Source organism: Serratia sp. JSRIV001 (genome assembly GCF_019968745.1).
Lineage (GTDB): Bacteria > Pseudomonadota > Gammaproteobacteria > Enterobacterales > Enterobacteriaceae > Chania > Chania fonticola_B.
This window is the reverse complement of sequence record NZ_CP074147.1, coordinates 830,415-847,338: the sequence shown is the minus strand read 5'-3', so window position 1 is coordinate 847,338 and position 16,924 is coordinate 830,415. Positions and strand designations below refer to the sequence as shown.

General features: G+C 56.9%; 14 protein-coding genes and 1 riboswitch. Of the genes, 10 read left to right on the top strand and 4 right to left on the bottom strand.

The annotated features are described in order from the left end of the window. Positions 1-19: 19 nt before the first annotated feature. From sgrR to ilvN, 7 genes are all read left to right on the top strand, one after another. Entirely contained in the window at positions 20-1,681 is a 1,662-nt protein-coding gene (gene sgrR, locus KGP17_RS03775) for an HTH-type transcriptional regulator SgrR (protein WP_094982155.1), read from the top strand. A 37-nt stretch (positions 1,682-1,718) separates the two neighbouring features. Continuing rightward, positions 1,719-1,837: riboswitch (TPP riboswitch) on the top strand. Between the two features lie 56 nt (positions 1,838-1,893). After that, a complete protein-coding gene (thiB, locus tag KGP17_RS03770) occupies positions 1,894-2,880 on the top strand; it encodes a thiamine ABC transporter substrate binding subunit (RefSeq protein WP_059199728.1) in 987 nt (328 codons plus the stop codon). After that, the gene (gene thiP / locus KGP17_RS03765; RefSeq protein WP_223498877.1) at positions 2,856-4,463 is read left to right on the top strand and encodes a thiamine/thiamine pyrophosphate ABC transporter permease ThiP; all 1,608 of its coding nucleotides are present in this window, start codon (positions 2,856-2,858) and stop codon (positions 4,461-4,463) included. Before thiB ends, thiP begins: the two co-directional genes overlap by 25 nt. Beyond that, positions 4,450-5,154, top strand: coding sequence for a thiamine ABC transporter ATP-binding protein ThiQ (gene thiQ, locus KGP17_RS03760; protein WP_059199726.1), 705 nt, complete (start codon positions 4,450-4,452; stop codon positions 5,152-5,154). The genes thiP and thiQ overlap by 14 nt, the downstream gene beginning before the upstream one ends. 88 nt (positions 5,155-5,242) lie before the next feature. Then, the gene (gene ivbL / locus KGP17_RS03755) at positions 5,243-5,356 is read left to right on the top strand and encodes an ilvB operon leader peptide IvbL (RefSeq protein ID WP_193569011.1); all 114 of its coding nucleotides are present in this window, start codon (positions 5,243-5,245) and stop codon (positions 5,354-5,356) included. A gap of 113 nt (positions 5,357-5,469) precedes the next feature. Continuing rightward, on the top strand, positions 5,470-7,164 hold the full coding sequence (ilvB, locus tag KGP17_RS03750; RefSeq protein WP_059199725.1) for an acetolactate synthase large subunit: 1,695 nt from the start codon (positions 5,470-5,472) through the stop codon (positions 7,162-7,164). Positions 7,165-7,167: 3 nt separating this feature from the next. Beyond that, positions 7,168-7,461, top strand: coding sequence for an acetolactate synthase small subunit (ilvN, locus tag KGP17_RS03745; RefSeq protein WP_021179286.1), 294 nt, complete (start codon positions 7,168-7,170; stop codon positions 7,459-7,461). A 66-nt stretch (positions 7,462-7,527) separates the two neighbouring features. On the opposite strand, the gene dinQ (KGP17_RS03740) is transcribed toward ilvN, so the two are convergent. The 3 genes from dinQ (KGP17_RS03740) to KGP17_RS03730 form a co-directional block, all read right to left on the bottom strand. Next, positions 7,528-7,635, bottom strand: a complete 108-nt coding sequence (dinQ, locus tag KGP17_RS03740; RefSeq protein ID WP_102026040.1) for a damage-inducible type I toxin DinQ — start codon at positions 7,633-7,635, stop codon at positions 7,528-7,530. 443 nt (positions 7,636-8,078) lie between these two features. Further along, on the bottom strand, positions 8,079-8,186 hold the full coding sequence (dinQ, locus tag KGP17_RS03735; protein ID WP_102026040.1) for a damage-inducible type I toxin DinQ: 108 nt from the start codon (positions 8,184-8,186) through the stop codon (positions 8,079-8,081). Between the two features lie 367 nt (positions 8,187-8,553). Next, entirely contained in the window at positions 8,554-9,321 is a 768-nt protein-coding gene (locus KGP17_RS03730) for a DedA family protein (protein ID WP_223498876.1), read from the bottom strand. Between the two features lie 170 nt (positions 9,322-9,491). On the opposite strand from KGP17_RS03730, the gene KGP17_RS03725 reads away from it, so the two are divergent. The 3 genes from KGP17_RS03725 (at position 9,492) to rluA (ending at position 15,826) form a co-directional block, all read left to right on the top strand. Continuing rightward, positions 9,492-11,858, top strand: a complete 2,367-nt coding sequence (locus KGP17_RS03725; RefSeq protein ID WP_059199724.1) for a DNA polymerase II — start codon at positions 9,492-9,494, stop codon at positions 11,856-11,858. A 356-nt stretch (positions 11,859-12,214) separates the two neighbouring features. Beyond that, a complete protein-coding gene (gene rapA, locus KGP17_RS03720) occupies positions 12,215-15,121 on the top strand; it encodes an RNA polymerase-associated protein RapA (protein WP_223498875.1) in 2,907 nt (968 codons plus the stop codon). Positions 15,122-15,175: 54 nt separating this feature from the next. Further along, positions 15,176-15,826, top strand: coding sequence for a bifunctional tRNA pseudouridine(32) synthase/23S rRNA pseudouridine(746) synthase RluA (gene rluA / locus KGP17_RS03715; protein ID WP_223498874.1), 651 nt, complete (start codon positions 15,176-15,178; stop codon positions 15,824-15,826). 38 nt (positions 15,827-15,864) lie between these two features. Here rluA and djlA read toward each other — a convergent pair whose 3' ends face one another. Next, complete coding sequence (gene djlA, locus KGP17_RS03710) at positions 15,865-16,698, bottom strand: co-chaperone DjlA (RefSeq protein WP_021179279.1); 834 nt, start codon at positions 16,696-16,698, stop codon at positions 15,865-15,867. Positions 16,699-16,924 lie beyond the last annotated feature (226 nt).

Genomic DNA, 16,924 nt, shown 5'->3' with positions numbered 1-16,924 from the left:
GCCAGAGAGTTCCTCTTTTATGTCCACCTCACGCCTGCAACAACAGTTCATTCGCCTGTGGCAACGCTGCCATGGCCAAACCACCGAAACCACGCTGCAAGAGTTGGCAGAGGTACTCAGCTGTTCCCGCCGCCATGTTCGTTCGCTGCTGGGAGCCATGCAGCACGAGGGTTGGCTGACCTGGCAGGCCGAGTCCGGCCGGGGTAAACGTTCACAGCTCAGCTTTCACTACACCGGATTGGCACTGCAACAACAGCGCGCCGAGGAACTGCTGGAACAGGATCGCATCGACCAACTGGTCCAACTGGTGGGCGATAAAGACGTAGTACGCCAAATGCTGCTTTCCCAGCTGGGGCGCAGCTTCCGCCAGGGGAAACATATCCTGCGCGTGCTCTACTATCGTCAGCTTTACAACCTGTTACCCGGTTCGGCACTGCGTCGTTCAGAAACCCACCTGGCAAGACAGATTTTCAACGGCCTGACACGGGTAAATGAGGAAAACGGGGAACTTGAGCCCGATCTTTCACATCATTGGCAAACGCTCACCCCTTTACACTGGCGCTTTTATCTTCGCCCGGCGATCCATTTTCATCATGGCCGTGAGCTGGAAATGGAAGATGTTATCCATTCACTCAACCGCCTGATCCCACAACCGCTATTTTCACATATCGACAGGATCGTCTCACCTACGCCCTATGTCATCGATGTATATCTGCACACGCCGGACTATTGGCTGCCCTGGCTGCTGAGCAGCGTACATGCCATGATCCTGCCGCGCGAATGGCAGAACCTACCGGATTTTGCCCGCCATCCGATCGGCACCGGCCCCTATCGGGTGATACACAACAACCAAAGCCAGATGAAAATTCATGCCTTTGACGACTACTTTGGCTATCGTGCCCTGATCGATGAGGTCAACATTTGGGTATTGCCGGAAATCACCGAAGAGCTGGCGCACTCCGGCGTCCAGTTACAAGGGGATGATACCGGCAGGAACGAGCTGGAAAGCCGCCTCGAAGAAGGCTGTTATTTTCTGTTGTTCGACCAGCGTTCGGCACTGGCGGCCGATCCGGCAATCCGCAGTTGGTTAAGCGAACTGATCAACCCTATCGCTCTGCTGAGCCACGCCGGGCCGCTCTACCAACGTTACTGGGCTCCGGCCTATGGCATTCTCCCGCGCTGGTTGCATAATCGTGTGCTGGGGCAGCAGCCCAAGCCTGCGGGCTTAACCGAATTGACCCTGACCTTCTATAACGAACACTCCGAGTTCCACGCAATCAAGCAGGCTATCGCCTCTCTACTAGCCGAACAGGGTATCAAACTCAATGTGCAGGCCGTGGATTATGAAGTCTGGCATAAGGGCAAGGCGCAAAGCGATCTGTGGTTAGGCAGCGCCAACTTCACCCTGCCGCTGGAGTTTTCTCTGTTTGCCACGCTGTACGAATTACCGCTGATACAACATTGTCTGACGGAGGATATCGCGCAGGATGCCGCTCAGTGGCGGGAAAATCGCCTGTCCATGGCCGAGTTTTGCCAGCGCCTGGTCAGCAGCCATCAGTTGCATCCGTTATTCCATCACTGGCTGCAACTGCATGGTCAACGCAGCATGCGCGGGGTACGGATGAATACCCTCGGTTGGTTCGATTTTAAATCTGCGTGGTTTGCGCCACCGGAAGCATAATCGCCTTTCACCCACGCCCCTAAGCCTCTACAATAGCGCCGACTCAACGGGGTGCGGAGAACAAGCCAATTTTTGGCCAACGGTTTTCCGCTGAGAGCACACCCGTCGAACCTGATCCGGTCAATACCGGCGGAGGGATTTGAGCATGGCGCGTTAGCCTTCGTTAACCCAGCCCTCAGATACCTTTGCCCCTTTACTATTAGGAGTGCAAAGTGGTCAAAAAATACCTGCCCTGTTTATTATTGCTAGCGGCTATGCCGGTCCTGGCCAAGCCAACGCTGACGGTCTACACCTACGACTCTTTCGCTGCCGACTGGGGCCCGGGCCCAGCGGTAAAAAAAGCCTTTGAGGCCGAATGTGACTGCGAATTGAAATTCGTGGCGCTGGAAGACGGCGTGTCGTTACTCAACCGCCTGAGAATGGAAGGCAAGAACAGCGCCGCCGACGTGGTTTTGGGCCTGGACAACAACCTGCTGCAAGCCGCGCAGCAAACCGATCTGTTCACCGCCAGCCAAGTCGATACTAGCAAGCTCACCGTTCCCGGTGGCTGGCACAACCAGACCTTCGTTCCCTACGACTATGGCTACTTTGCTTTCGTCTACAACAAAGACAAGCTGAAGAACCCGCCGACCAGCCTGAAAGAGTTGGTGAGCAGCGACCGCCCCCTGAAGATCATCTATCAGGATCCGCGCACCAGCACACCTGGCCTTGGCCTGCTGCTCTGGATGCAGAAAGTGTATGGCGACGAAGCACCGCTCGCCTGGCAACAGTTGGCGAAGAAAACCGTCACCGTGACCAAAGGCTGGAGTGAAGCCTACGGCCTGTTCCTGAAAGGGGAAGGCGACATGGTACTGAGCTACACCACCTCCCCCGCCTACCATCTGATCGAAGAGAAAAAAGACCTTTATGCGGCGGCCAGCTTCAGTGAGGGGCACTACCTGCAAATCGAAGTCGCTGGCAAGCTAAAGGCCAGCAAACAGCCAGAACTGGCCGAGCGCTTCATGCAGTTTATGGTCTCCCCGGCCTTCCAGAACACCATTCCTACCGGAAACTGGATGTACCCGGTGATCAAGACGGAACTGCCTGCCGGTTTTGAACAGATGACCGTGCCGCAAACGGCATTACAATTCAGCGCCGAGGAAGTGGCACAACAGCGTGGTAACTGGATCCGGGCATGGCAAACCGCCGTCAGCCACTGATCCCCCGCTGGTTATGGCCGGGGCTGATGGCCGCCGGTCTGATCCTGCTGATCGCGTTGGCGGCCATGGGCTCGCTGTGGCGTCATGCGCCCGAAAGCGATTGGCGTAGCCTGTGGCAGGACAGCTACCTGTGGCACGTGGTGCGCTTTACCTTTTGGCAGGCGCTGCTCTCCGCCGTAATCTCGGTGGTGCCTGCCATCTGGCTGGCCCGGGCGCTGTACCGCAGACGTTTCCCTGGCCGCAACCTGCTGCTGCGCCTGTGCGCCATGACGCTGGTGCTGCCGGTGCTGGTGGCGGTGTTTGGCATGCTGAGCGTCTACGGCAGGCAAGGCTGGCTGGCAACGCTGTGTGGTTGGCTGGGCGTGAACTACAGTTTTTCGCCTTATGGTCTGCAAGGTATCCTGCTGGCGCATCTGTTCTTCAATATGCCGCTGGCTACTCGCCTGCTGCTACAGGCGCTGGAGAACATTCCCACCGAGCAGCGACAACTGGCCGCGCAGCTGGGGATGAACGGCTGGCAGCAGTTCCGCTTTGTGGAATGGCCTGCGTTACGCCGCCAGATCTTACCCAGCGGCGCACTGGTATTTATGCTGTGTTTTGCCAGCTTTGCAACCGTGCTGTCGTTGGGCGGCGGGCCGCAGGCCACCACCATAGAACTGGCGATCTATCAGGCCTTGAGTTACGACTACGATCTCAGCCGCGCTGCGCTGCTGGCGCTGATCCAACTGGCCTGCTGCCTGGGGCTGGTGGTGCTCAGCCAGCGTTTGAGCCAGGCTCTACCGGTTGGCCATACCCACGCCCAGCGCTGGCGCGATCCGCAGGACAGCCTGGGGCGGCGCATTAGCGATACGCTATTGATTGCCGCCGCGCTATTGTTGCTGTTGCCTCCGTTGCTGGCGGTGATCATCGACGGTGCCAACCAAACGCTGGTCACCGTGCTGCAACAGCCCACTCTCTGGCAGGCCCTGTTCACCTCACTGCGCATCGCACTTGGAGCGGGTATTTTATGTGTCGTATTGACCATGATGCTGCTGTGGAGCAGCCGTGAACTGAAGCTGCGGCAACGGGCCGCCTGGGGCCAAACGCTGGAACTGAGCGGCATGGTGATCCTGGCGATGCCGGGTATTGTGCTGGCTACCGGTTTCTTCCTGTTGCTAAGCGATACCACTGGGCTGCCGCAGTCGCCGTATGCGCTGGTGATCCTCACCAATGCGTTGATGGCGGTGCCCTACGCGCTGAAAGTGCTGGAAAATCCGATGCGCGATCTGGCCGAGCGTTATAATCCGCTCTGCTTATCGCTGGATATCCACGGCTGGCAGCGGCTGCGCTGGATCGAGCTGAAAGCGTTGCAACGCCCGCTGGCGCAGGCTTTGGCCTTTGCCTGTGTGCTGTCGATTGGCGATTTCGGCGTGGTAGCGCTGTTCGGCAACGAGCAGTTCCGTACTCTGCCTTTTTATCTCTATCAGCAGATTGGCGCATACCGTAGCAACGATGGGGCCGTGACCGCCCTGCTGCTACTGCTGCTCTGTTTCCTGCTGTTTACCCTGATTGAACGTTTACCGGGCCGCCATGCTGACGCTTGAAAAACTGACCTATCTGTACGAACACCTGCCGATGCGTTTTGACCTGCGCATTCAGCCGGGAGAACACGTAGCGGTGCTGGGCCCTAGCGGCGCAGGCAAAAGCACCCTTCTCAGCCTGATCGCCGGTTTTCTGCCGGCGGCCAGCGGTAAACTGTGGCTCAACGGAAGCGATCATACCGCTTCGCCACCGGCCAAACGCCCGGTGTCGATGCTGTTTCAGGAAAACAACCTGTTTGCCCACCTGACGGTCAGGCAAAACATCGGCCTGGGGCTGGATCCTGGCCTGCACCTAACCGCCGCCCAGCAGGAACAACTGGCACAGATTGCCCAGCAAGTCGGGCTGGAAGAACATCTGCAACGCCTCCCGTCGCAGCTTTCCGGCGGGCAGCGGCAACGGGCAGCCTTGGCGCGTTGCCTGATCCGCCAGCAGCCGATCCTGCTGCTCGATGAGCCTTTCTCTGCACTCGATCCGGCACTACGCAGTGAGATGCTGCAACTGCTGCAAAACGTCTGCGACCAGCGCCAACTCACGCTGCTGATGGTGTCACACAATCTTGAGGATGCTGCCCGCATCGCGCCGCGTACCTTGCTGGTCGTGGATGGGCGGATTTATTACGACGGCCCGACCCAGGCGCTGGTCAGCGGCAGCGCACCGGAGGCCCAGGTGCTGGGTATTCTGGTTAAACCGTGATCTACCACGCGTTTTTTATGCTGAACCAATAAACCTGTTGTGCGAATTTTGCACCTGTGGTTTTATAAAATTCTGTTTTTTACTATTGATGATAAGGCTCCCTGTGATCGCATCCTCGCTGACCTCGACCCTACTAACAACCGCGCTACCAGCCGCGGTGGTCGTCGTGCGTGTGGTGGTGGTCGTCGGCAACGCGCCGTAGGGTCCGAATCAACGCATCGATTCCCAAACCCCGCCGGCGCAAACCGGGCGGGGTTTCTTGTTTTAGTCCCCCTGCCCAGAAAAGCTAACCGGCCCAGAGAAAAGGATAGGCACATGGCAACTTCGGGCACGCCACACCAAGGCCAACGTATTACCGGCGCACAGCTGATCGTGCATCTGCTGGAGCGTCAGGGTATCACCACTATTGCAGGCATTCCCGGTGGCGCAGCGCTGCCGCTGTACGATGCTCTGAGCCAAAGCACCGTCATCCAGCACGTGCTGGCCCGCCACGAGCAAGGGGCCGGTTTTATGGCGCAGGGCATGGCACGTACCAACGGCAAGGCGGCGGTCTGTATCGCTTCCAGTGGCCCGGGAGCCACCAATCTGGTGACCGCTATTGCCGACGCCAAGCTCGATTCAATCCCGCTGGTGTGTATCACCGGCCAGGTATCATCCTCAATGATCGGCACCGATGCCTTCCAGGAAGTCGATACCTACGGTATCTCTATCCCCATCACCAAATACAACCATCTGGTCCGCGATATCAGCGATCTGCCACAGGTGATCTGCGACGCGTTCCGCATTGCCGAATCCGGCCGTCCAGGCCCGGTGTGGATCGACATCCCGAAAGACGTGCAAACCGCCGAAATTGAGTGGGATTCATTACCGCCAATGGCCGTACCCGACGCCCCTCCGGCGTTTGACAGTAAGCTGGTTGAACAGGCTGCGGCCATGATCAATCAGGCCAAGCGGCCTATTCTGTATCTGGGTGGCGGCATTATCTGCGCAGAAGCCCATAAACCGGCGCTGGAAATGGCCGAGCGCTCCAACCTGCCAACCACCATGACGCTGATGGCATTGGGCGCAATGCCGGTAGAACACCCACTGTCATTAGGCATGTTGGGGATGCATGCCGCGCGCAGCACCAACTTTATTCTGCAGGAAGCCGATCTGCTGATCGTGTTGGGCGCCCGTTTCGACGACCGGGCAATCGGTAAAACCGAGCAATTCTGCCCGAACGCCAAGATTATCCACGTGGACATCGACCGTGCCGAACTGGGCAAGGTAAAACAGGCCAATATTGCCATCCATGCCGACGTCGGCCAGGTGCTGCAACAGCTGTTACCGATGATTGAAGCACAGCCGCGTACCGAATGGATGAACACCGTTAACGATCTGAAGCGTGAATTCCCGATCAACATGCCAAATGTGGCAGACCCATTGAGCCATTACGGGCTGGTTAAGGCCGCGGCACGCTGCGTGGACGAAAGCGCCATTATCACCACCGATGTAGGCCAGCATCAGATGTGGGTAGCCCAGGCTTATCCACTGAGCCGCCCGCGCCAGTGGCTGACCTCCGGCGGTTTGGGCACCATGGGCTTTGGTTTGCCTGCTGCGATTGGCGCAGCCCTGGCAGAGCCTCAGCGCAAGGTGCTGTGTTTCTCCGGTGACGGCAGCCTGATGATGAATATTCAGGAGATGGCGACCGCCGTTGAGCATAATCTGGACGTGAAAATCATCCTGATGAACAACCAGGCCTTGGGGTTGGTACACCAGCAGCAGACGCTGTTCTATCAACAGCATATCTTTGCCGCCACCTATCCAAAGCGTACCGATTTCCTGAAAATTGCCGCCGGTTTTGGCCTGGACACCTGCGATTTGAATGCCGAGCCAGATCCACAGGCTGCGCTGCTGGCAGCGATCCAACGCCCTGGCCCTTGCCTGATCCACGCGCTGATCGATATCAACGAAAAAGTCTACCCAATGGTGCCACCAGGTGCCGCCAACATCGAAATGATTGGAGAATAAGCCATGCAATCACTACAAAAGAATCCACAGGTGATCCTGGAGTTGGCGGTACGGAACCATCCGGGCGTAATGACCCACGTTTGCGGCCTGTTTGCCCGCCGTGCCTTTAACGTGGAAGGTATTTTGTGTATGCCGCTGAAAGATGGGACCCAGAGCCGCATTTGGCTATTGGTGGCCGACGATCAGCGCCTGGTGCAGATGATCAGCCAGGTTGAAAAGCTGGAGGATGTATTACAGGTGAAACGCCATAACGAAGATATGCGGGTGTTTGAGCAGTTGGAGGCGTTCTTCCAATAAGCTTTGGCGGCTGAATGTTAAAGGCCGGGAAGTGGTTAGCCCCCGGCCTTAGCTACGTTTCCGTTATCAGTTCAGTAACTGAAGCACATAACGGATCAGTTCCAGTAACGCGATCAGCGCCCCAAGAACGATGATTGCCTTATCGATATCAATCACCCGTTTTCTCCATAACATGGAGTGAGCCACCGCCGCTTACCCTTACATTGCCTGTCACAGCGCAGCACTCAGTTGTTAGATGGGTGCAGTCTCACTCCGGCCAGAGCGCCGGATAACGGCACCATCCGTACACCCGACCAGGACTTGAATGTGTACATGCGCATACCGAAGTAAAGACAGCAGCAGAGCTAACCTGCTGATTATATCTTAACCAATTCAGGGCGCGACATAACAGATTTCCGATTTCTGCGTTTTTGACATTGAGGACGATCGACGATAAAATCAACTACGTTAGATGGGTGCTGTCTCATCCGGTCAGAGTGACCAACTCCAGCCCGGGAAATAAAAAAACCGACCTCACCAGTCGGTTTTTTTACGCCTGAAACCCGCCCGCCAGCACTTTCCATAAATGTTAAAGGCCGGGAAGTGGTTAGCCCCCGGCCTTAGCTACGTTTCCGTTATCAGTTCAGTAACTGAAGCACATAACGGATCAGTTCCAGCAACGCGATCAGCGCCCCAAGAACGATGATTGCCTTATCGATATCAATCACCCGTTTTCTCCATAACATGGAGTGAGCCACCGCCGCTTACCCTTACATTGCCTGTCACAGCGCAGCACTCAGTTGTTAGATAAATGCGGCTTCACTCCGGCCAGAGCATCGGATAACGGCACCACCCGTACACCCGACCAGGGCTTGAATAGGTACATGCGCACACCGAAGTAAAGACAGCAACAGCGCTAACCCGCTGATTGTATCTTAACCAGCCCAAGGCATGACATACTAGATATCCGATTTCTGAGCTTTTGACATTGGAGGGTATCAAAGATAAAATTGATCCGGTTAGATGAATGCGGCTTCAACCGGTCAGAGTCTCCATCTCTGAATCGGAAAATAAAAAAACCGACCTCACCAGTCGGTTTTTTTACGCCTGACATCAGCCCGCCAGCACTTTCCACAACAAGTGTCGATATACCGGCATCAACGCCTGCTGATGCATGTAATAGAAACACACCAGCGCCCCTCCCCAGCTAGCAATACAGGCCAACCGCAGCCGCTTCGGCGTTAGCCAGCGCGTCAGCTTATCGGCACTGCGCTTTCCTTCACGCCACCAGCGCCAACTCAGCCATGCCGCCAGCCAGACCAGCACCACCACGCCAAACAACAGCCATTTGAACAACGCGCTGTTGGCGCTAGCAGGAATATCGATCGCGACTCCCGCCAGAATACCAGGGAAGAAATAGACCGGTGGCCAAGTCAGGCAACCGATGATATTTGGCAGGGCAAATTTGTGGGGAGGAAGATCAAGCATGCCGGCCACCATCGGCACCAGCGGGCGCGTCGGGCCAACAAAGCGACCGATCAAAATGGTAACGATACTGTGCTGATGCAGCGCATGCTCGGTTTTATCCAGCATCGCCTTGTTCTTTTTCAGGAACGACCAGCGGTGCAGCGGCCCCTTGAAGGCCCGGCCGATAAAGTAGGAGATCCAATCCCCCAGCAGACAACCGACAATACCCGCCCCCCAGGCCATATAAAAGTCCACCTGTCCGCTGCCGATCAATGCGCCAATACTGGCCATCATTACCGTGCCCGGCAATAACAAACCGACCAACGCCAGCGACTCCAGGAACGCCACCAACATGACCACCACCAGGGTGAAAGCCAATGACTGGGTGATCAACTGCTGTAAATAGGCTTCCATTAAACCTCTGTTGGTATGCTAAACATATGGGCGAAGGATTGTCCGGCGCGGGCCAGGGGGAGTCAATCGTTGAATTGTATGTAGATTTAGCCAATCCGGCCAGTAATAGACAATTACTGTATAAAAACCCATACTATAAACACCTATAGAACATCGATGATCAGGAACTAGTGACATCTCTACAGCAGGGTTTCTTACTCACTCGCCATTGGCGTGATACGCCCGCCGGTACCGAAGTTGAGTTCTGGCTGGCAACCGATAGCGGGCCACAACGGCTACGGCTGGCTCCACAGACCTCCGTGGCATTCATTCCCGCCGAACAGCGTCAGCGGGCCGAGTTGCTGCTGCGTGAAGAGCGTCATGTCGAGCTGAAACCCTTGCCGCTGCAGGATTTCCATTCCCGTCCGGTGATGGGCCTTTATTGCCGCCAGCACCGTCAGTTGATCAAGCTGGAAAAGCTGCTCAAGGAGGGAGGCGTCAACGTGTTTGAGGCCGATATCCGCCCGCCGGAACGCTATCTGATGGAGCGCTTTATCACCGCCCCGGTGTGGTTCAACGGCCAACCCGACGGTCATGGCCTGTGGCTCAACGGCCAGATGAAGCCAGCCCCAGACTACCGCCCCACTCTAAAGCTGGTATCACTGGATATCGAAACCACCGCCCATGGCGAGCTTTACTCCATCGCGCTGGAAGGCTGTGGCCAGCGCCAAGTGTATATGCTCGGCCCTGCCAACGGCGGCACTGAGGTGCTGGATTTCGAGCTGGAATATTGCAACAGCCGCCCACAGCTGCTGGAACGCCTGAATCAATGGCTGGAGCAGCACGATCCCGACGCCATTATCGGCTGGAACCTGGTGCAGTTCGATCTGCGGGTACTGCAAAAACACGCCGAGCGGTATCAGATCCCCCTGCGCTTTGGCCGTGGCGGTAACCTGTTGGAGTGGCGCGAGCACGGCTTTAAGCAAAACCACTTCTTCGCCTCGGCCTCCGGGCGATTGATTATCGACGGTATCGAGGCGCTGAAGTCGGCCACCTGGAACTTCCCGTCCTTCAGCCTGGAATATGTGGCGCAAACGCTGCTTGGGGAAGGGAAATCGATCGACAATCCTTACCAGCGGATGGCGGAAATAGACCGCCGTTTTGCCGAAGATAAACCCGCTCTGGCCCGCTATAACCTGAAAGACTGCGAGCTGGTGACGCGCATTTTCGCCAAAACCGAACTGTTGACCTTCCTCCTCGAGCGCGCCACCGTGACCGGCCTGGCGGCCGATCGCAGCGGCGGTTCGGTGGCGGCCTTCAACCACCTTTATATCCCGCGCATGCATCGTCAGGGCTATGTGGCCCCCAACCTTGGGGAGTTGCCGGAAGAGCACAGCCCCGGCGGCTTTGTGATGGATTCACAGCCCGGCCTGTATGATTCGGTGCTGGTACTGGATTACAAAAGCCTGTATCCGTCGATCATCCGCACCTTCCTGATCGATCCCGTCGGGCTGGTAGAAGGCATGCAGCACCCGGATGATGAAAACTCGGTGCCGGGTTTTCGCCAGGCTCGTTTCTCCCGCACCAAACACTGCCTTCCCGAGATTGTTCGCCAGATCTGGCAGGGGCGCGAAGCGGCCAAACGCCACAACAACAAGCCGCTGTCGCAGGCGCTCAAGATCATCATGAATGCCTTCTACGGCGTGCTGGGATCGAGCGGCTGTCGCTTCTTCGATCCCCGGCTGGCTTCTTCGATCACCCTGCGCGGCCACGAAATCATGCGCCAGACGCGGGAGTTGATCGAAGCTAAAGGTTACCAGGTGATCTACGGCGATACGGACTCGACCTTTGTCTGGCTGAAAAAGGCCCACAGTGAACAGCAGGCCGCCGAGATTGGCCGCGAGCTGCTCGATCACGTCAATCAATGGTGGCAGCAGCATCTACAACAGCAATATGGGCTGGAAAATGCGCTGGAGCTGGAGTTTGAAACCCACTATTCCCGCTTTTTAATGCCCACCATCCGCGGTGCCGAGCAGGGCAGCAAAAAACGCTACGCCGGGTTGATCAGCAAACCGGACGGCAGTGAAGAGATGGTGTATAAAGGGTTGGAAACGGTACGCACAGACTGGACCCCGCTGGCGCAGCAGTTTCAGCAGCAGCTCTATCAACGCATCTTCAAGCGCCAGCCCTATCAAGATTTTGTGCGCGATTACGTGGCCAAAACGCTGAACGGCGAATTTGACGACCGGCTGGTGTACCGCAAACGCCTGCGGCGCAAGCTGGACGACTATCAACGCAATGTCCCGCCACACGCCCGAGCAGCCCGGCTGGCCGATGACTATAATCGTCAACAGGGGCGGCCGCTGCAATATCAGAACGGTGGCTGGATCAGCTATGTAATGACGCTAGCCGGGCCAGAGCCGTTGGAAACCCGGCAATCCGCGATCGATTACGATCATTATCTCGAACGCCAGCTGCAACCGGTGGCAGACGCTATACTTCCCTTCCTGTACGACGATTTTTCGGCGTTGGTAACCAGGCAGATAGGCCTGTTCTGAGCGGTCAAAGCTGGGGGTAATACCCCCCCATGGGGAAACCCTTTCTTTTTACTGGTGTTAGTCGGCATTTGGGAAGAAAAAATCATCGGGTTTTACAGGTGACGAATGCGCCGCCTTCCATTACCATAGCGCCCTTCCCAAATTCTGAACCACTATTCACAACATCGTTGTCGCCATGCCGTCACCAGACGTCTGGCGTAACAGGCTATTACCCGCTAAATGAAAATAAAGCTCGCCAACCGGTAACAACGCGGTGGCAGGCAAGATGCCGGGAATAGCAAGCAGTTGAAACAGGTTACCCAGGGCTTATCTGCCGGGTAGCAAGACTTACTTAATAAGAATCGAGCCGACAAACTATGCCTTTTACACTTGGTCAACGCTGGATCAGCGATACGGAAAGCGAATTGGGACTGGGAACCGTGGTAGCACTTGACGTGCGCATGGTCACCCTGCTTTTCCCCGCAACCGGTGAAAACCGCCTCTATGCCAGAAACGACTCGCCAATCACCCGCGTGATGTTTAACCCGGGCGACACCATCAGCAACCACGAAGGCTGGCAGTTGCAGGTGGAGGAAGTCAAAGAGGATAACGGCCTGTTGACCTATATCGGCACGCGTCTGGACACCCAGGAAAGCGGCGTCGCTATGCGTGAAGTGCTGCTGGACAGCAAGCTGACCTTCAGTAAACCGCAAGACCGCCTGTTTGCCGGTCAGATTGACCGCATGGATCGCTTTGCGCTGCGTTTCCGCGCCCGCAAATACCAGAGCGAGCAGTATCGCCTGCCGTTCGCTGGCCTGCGTGGTATGCGCGCCAGCCTGATCCCGCACCAATTGCATATCGCCTACGAGGTCGGCCAGCGCCATGCACCGCGCGTTCTATTGGCCGATGAAGTGGGCCTGGGTAAAACCATCGAAGCCGGGATGATTATTCATCAGCAACTGCTGGCTGGCCGCGCCGAACGCGTGCTGATCGTGGTACCGGAAACCCTGCAACATCAGTGGCTGGTTGAAATGATGCGTCGCTTCAACCTCTATTTCTCACTGTTTGACGATAGCCGCTATTCCGAAGCGATGCTCGACAGCAGCAACCCGTTCGAAACCGAACAGTTGGTGATCTGCTCGCTGGATTTCGTGCGTCGCAACAAACAGCGCCTTGAGCAGTTGGCCGATGCCCACTGGGATCTGCTGGTGGTAGACGAAGCTCATCATCTGGCCTGGAGCGAAGACGCGCCGAGCCGTGAATATCAGGTGATTGAACAGTTGGCGGAGCACATCCCTGGCGTACTGTTGCTGACGGCAACTCCGGAGCAGCTTGGCCAGCAAAGCCATTTTGCCCGCTTGCGCCTGCTGGATCCCAGCCGTTTCCATGACTACCAGGAGTTTGTCACCGACCAGCAGAAATACCGTCCGGTAGCCGATGCGGTGACGCTGCTGCTGAGCGGCGAGCGTCTGGCAGATGACAAGCTAAACCTGCTGGGTGAGCTGATCGACGAGCAGGACATTGAGCCACTGCTGAAAGCGGCCAACAGCGATACCGACAACAGCGAACAGGCGCGCCAGGAACTGGTCACCATGCTGATGGATCGCCACGGCACCAGCCGCGTGCTGTTCCGTAACACCCGTAACGGCGTAAAAGGCTTCCCACGCCGTCACCTGCACCAGATCAAACTGCCGTTGCCAACGCAATATCAGACGGCGATCAAGGTGTCCGGCATCATGAGCGCCAAGAAAACCGTCGAAGCCCGCGCCCGCGACATGCTCTACCCAGAACAGATTTATCAGGAGTTCGAAGGGGAGAATGCGACCTGGTGGAACTTCGATCCGCGCGTTGAGTGGCTGCTGGATTATCTGGTCGCCAACCGTCATGAAAAAGTGCTGGTGATTTGCGCCCAGGCCGCGACCGCTCTGCAACTGGAGCAGGTGCTGCGCGAGCGCGAAGCGATCCGCGCCGCCGTGTTCCACGAAGGGCTGAGCATTATTGAACGCGATCGCGCCGCCGCCTACTTCGCTTCACAGGAAGAAGGCGCGCAGGTACTGCTGTGCTCCGAAATCGGTTCGGAAGGGCGTAACTTCCAGTTTGCCAGCCAGATGGTGATGTTCGATCTGCCGTTCAACCCGGATCTGCTGGAACAGCGTATTGGCCGTCTGGATCGTATCGGCCAGATGCACGATATCCAGATTATGGTGCCGTACCTGGAAAACACCGCTCAGGCCGTGCTGGGCCGCTGGTTCCATGAAGGGCTGGATGCCTTCGAGCATACCTGTCCAACTGGCCGGCCGATTTATGACAGCTGCTATGAGCAGCTGATTGGCTACCTGGCCGCCCCTACCGAGCAGGAAGGTCTGGACGAGTTTATCCATGCCTGTAACCAGCAGCACAAACAGTTGAAAACGCAGCTGGAACAGGGCCGTGACCGTCTGCTGGAAATGCACTCCAACGGCGGTGACAAAGCGCAGGCGCTGGCAGAAGCCATTGCGGCTCAGGACAACGACGTTAACCTGGTGAGCTTTGCACTCAACCTGTTCGATATCGTCGGTATCAATCAGGAAGACCGCAGCGACAACCTGATCGTCCTGACCCCGTCCGACCATATGCTGGTACCGGACTTCCCTGGGCTACCGCAAGATGGCTGCACCGTGACGTTTGATCGCGAGCAGGCGCTGTCGCGTGAAGATGCCCAGTTTGTCAGTTGGGAACACCCGATTATCCGCAACGGGCTGGATCTGATCCTCTCCGGCGACACCGGAAGCTGTGCGGTTTCCTTGTTGAAAAACAAGGCGCTGCCGGTGGGCACCCTGCTGGTCGAACTGGTGTATGTGGTTGAGGCCCAGGCCCCTAAACACCTGCAGTTGACCCGCTTCCTGCCGCCGACGCCGATCCGCATGTTGATGGATCGCAAGGGGACCAACCTGGCGGCACAGGTCGAGTTCGAAAGCTTTAACCGCCAACTGAACGCGGTCAATCGCCACACCTCCAGCAAGCTGGTCAATGCGGTACAACAAGAAGTGCACGTGATGCTGCAACAGGCAGAAAGCCTGGTGGAAGAACAGGCTCGCACCCTGATCGAACAGGCCAAGCAAGAGGCCGATGATAAGCTAAGCACCGAGCTGGCACGTCTGGAAGCCCTGAAAGCGGTTAACCCGAATATCCGTGATGACGAAGTTGAAGCGCTGGAGTTCAACCGCAAGCAGGTGCTGATTAACCTCAACGAAGCGGGATGGCGGCTGGATGCTATTCGCCTGGTAGTAGTGACGCACCAGTGATCCACACAACGGGGAGCCATGGCTCTCCGGTTTGCCCTTCTCAGCGGAGCTAACATGGAACCTTACAATCCCCCGCAAGATCCGATGCACGTGCTGTATCAGGATGAGCACATCATCGTGGTCAACAAACCTAGCGGACTGCTTTCCGTGCCTGGCCGTGCTCCGGAGAACAAAGACAGCCTGATGACGCGCATCCAGGCAGACTTTCCGGCGGCAGAATCCGTGCATCGCCTGGATATGGCGACCAGCGGGGTGATCGTGGTGGCCTTGAGCAAGGCCGCCGAACGTGAGCTAAAACGCCAGTTCCGCGAGCGCGAGCCGAAAAAATGCTACATCGCCCGCGTATGGGGGCATATGGCACAGGATGAAGGGTTGGTGGATTTACCGCTGATTTGCGACTGGCCGAACCGGCCCTTGCAGAAAGTATGTTTCGAAACCGGCAAGTCTGCGCAGACCGAATATGTGGTGCTTTCCCGAGACGCGGATGGCAGCACACGGGTCAAGCTGCTGCCCATCACCGGGCGCTCACACCAATTGCGCGTGCATATGCTGGCATTGGGTCACCCCATTCTCGGCGATGGCTTCTACGCCCCGCCAGAGGCCAAGGCGATGGCACCGCGCCTGCAACTGCACGCACAAGAGTTGCGTATCACCCATCCCGCGTTCCAGACACCGATGCATTTTCGCGTAGAGCCGGATTTCTGAGTTTTTAAGGGCGCCGCACACGGCGCCCTTAACGACAACTACTTAAAGCCCTTCTCGCGTTTGATCAGGTCGTAGGCGGCCTGGATCTCCTGCGCTTTCTGTTTCGCCATCTCCATCATTTCCGGCGGCAACCCCTTGGCGACCAACTTATCCGGGTGATGCTCGCCCATCAGCTTACGATAGGCACGCTTGATGGTGGTGGCATCGTCGCTGCTGTTCACGCCCAGCACTTTGCAGGCATCTTCCAGCGTCGGGCCACGTTGCGCCTGCTGGTAGCCGCCCTGGGAGTATCCCCCTTGCTGCCCCTGCCAACTGCCGCCGCCAAACTGACGCCCTCCTTCGATCATACTGAGGAACTGATCGAACTGAGCGCGGGAAATGCCCAGCTCTTCGGCGATCACATACAGCACCTGGCGTTCATTCGGATGCAATGAACCGTCGGCAAACGCGGCCTGGATTTGAATTTCCAGAAACATCCGAATCAGATCAAAGCGACCAAAACAGATGCTGCGCAACTGCTGCAAGGTTTCACGCAGCGGGAACTGGCTGTGCTTGCCTTCGCGGAACGCTTGCTGCGCCGCGGTACGGGCTTCACCATGCAGCTGCAGGCGGTCCATAAACAGGCTGGCTATCTGGATATCGGCTTCGGTCACCCGCCCTTTCGATTTGGTCAGATGCCCCATAACCTGAAAGGTTGTGCGAAAAAATAACGTCTGCCGCGTTTGCTGGTCGGTAAAGAAGCCCCGGCTGCGCTTGTTATTACGTGCGGTGTCGATCATATGGCCAACGATCAACCCCAGCACGACACCCCAGAATCCGCCGCCAGCCCAAATGGCGACAATCACTCCGAGCAGTTTTCCCCAATACTGCATATACTCCCCAACTATCAAACCGTAATAAGCCGTGTATCCCTATCGGTACGAGCAAGGGTTAAGGCGATTTTTTCCAAGAATTCGATTATCATACCTGTCATTTATCTCTGCGCCTAACGACGACGCAATCGAACGGCAGGATTTAACACTAGCGCAACGCTGATGAGTGATATAGTCTCTGACCGTTTGCCGGACATGACGCCTCTGATGACGGAACACCAATACC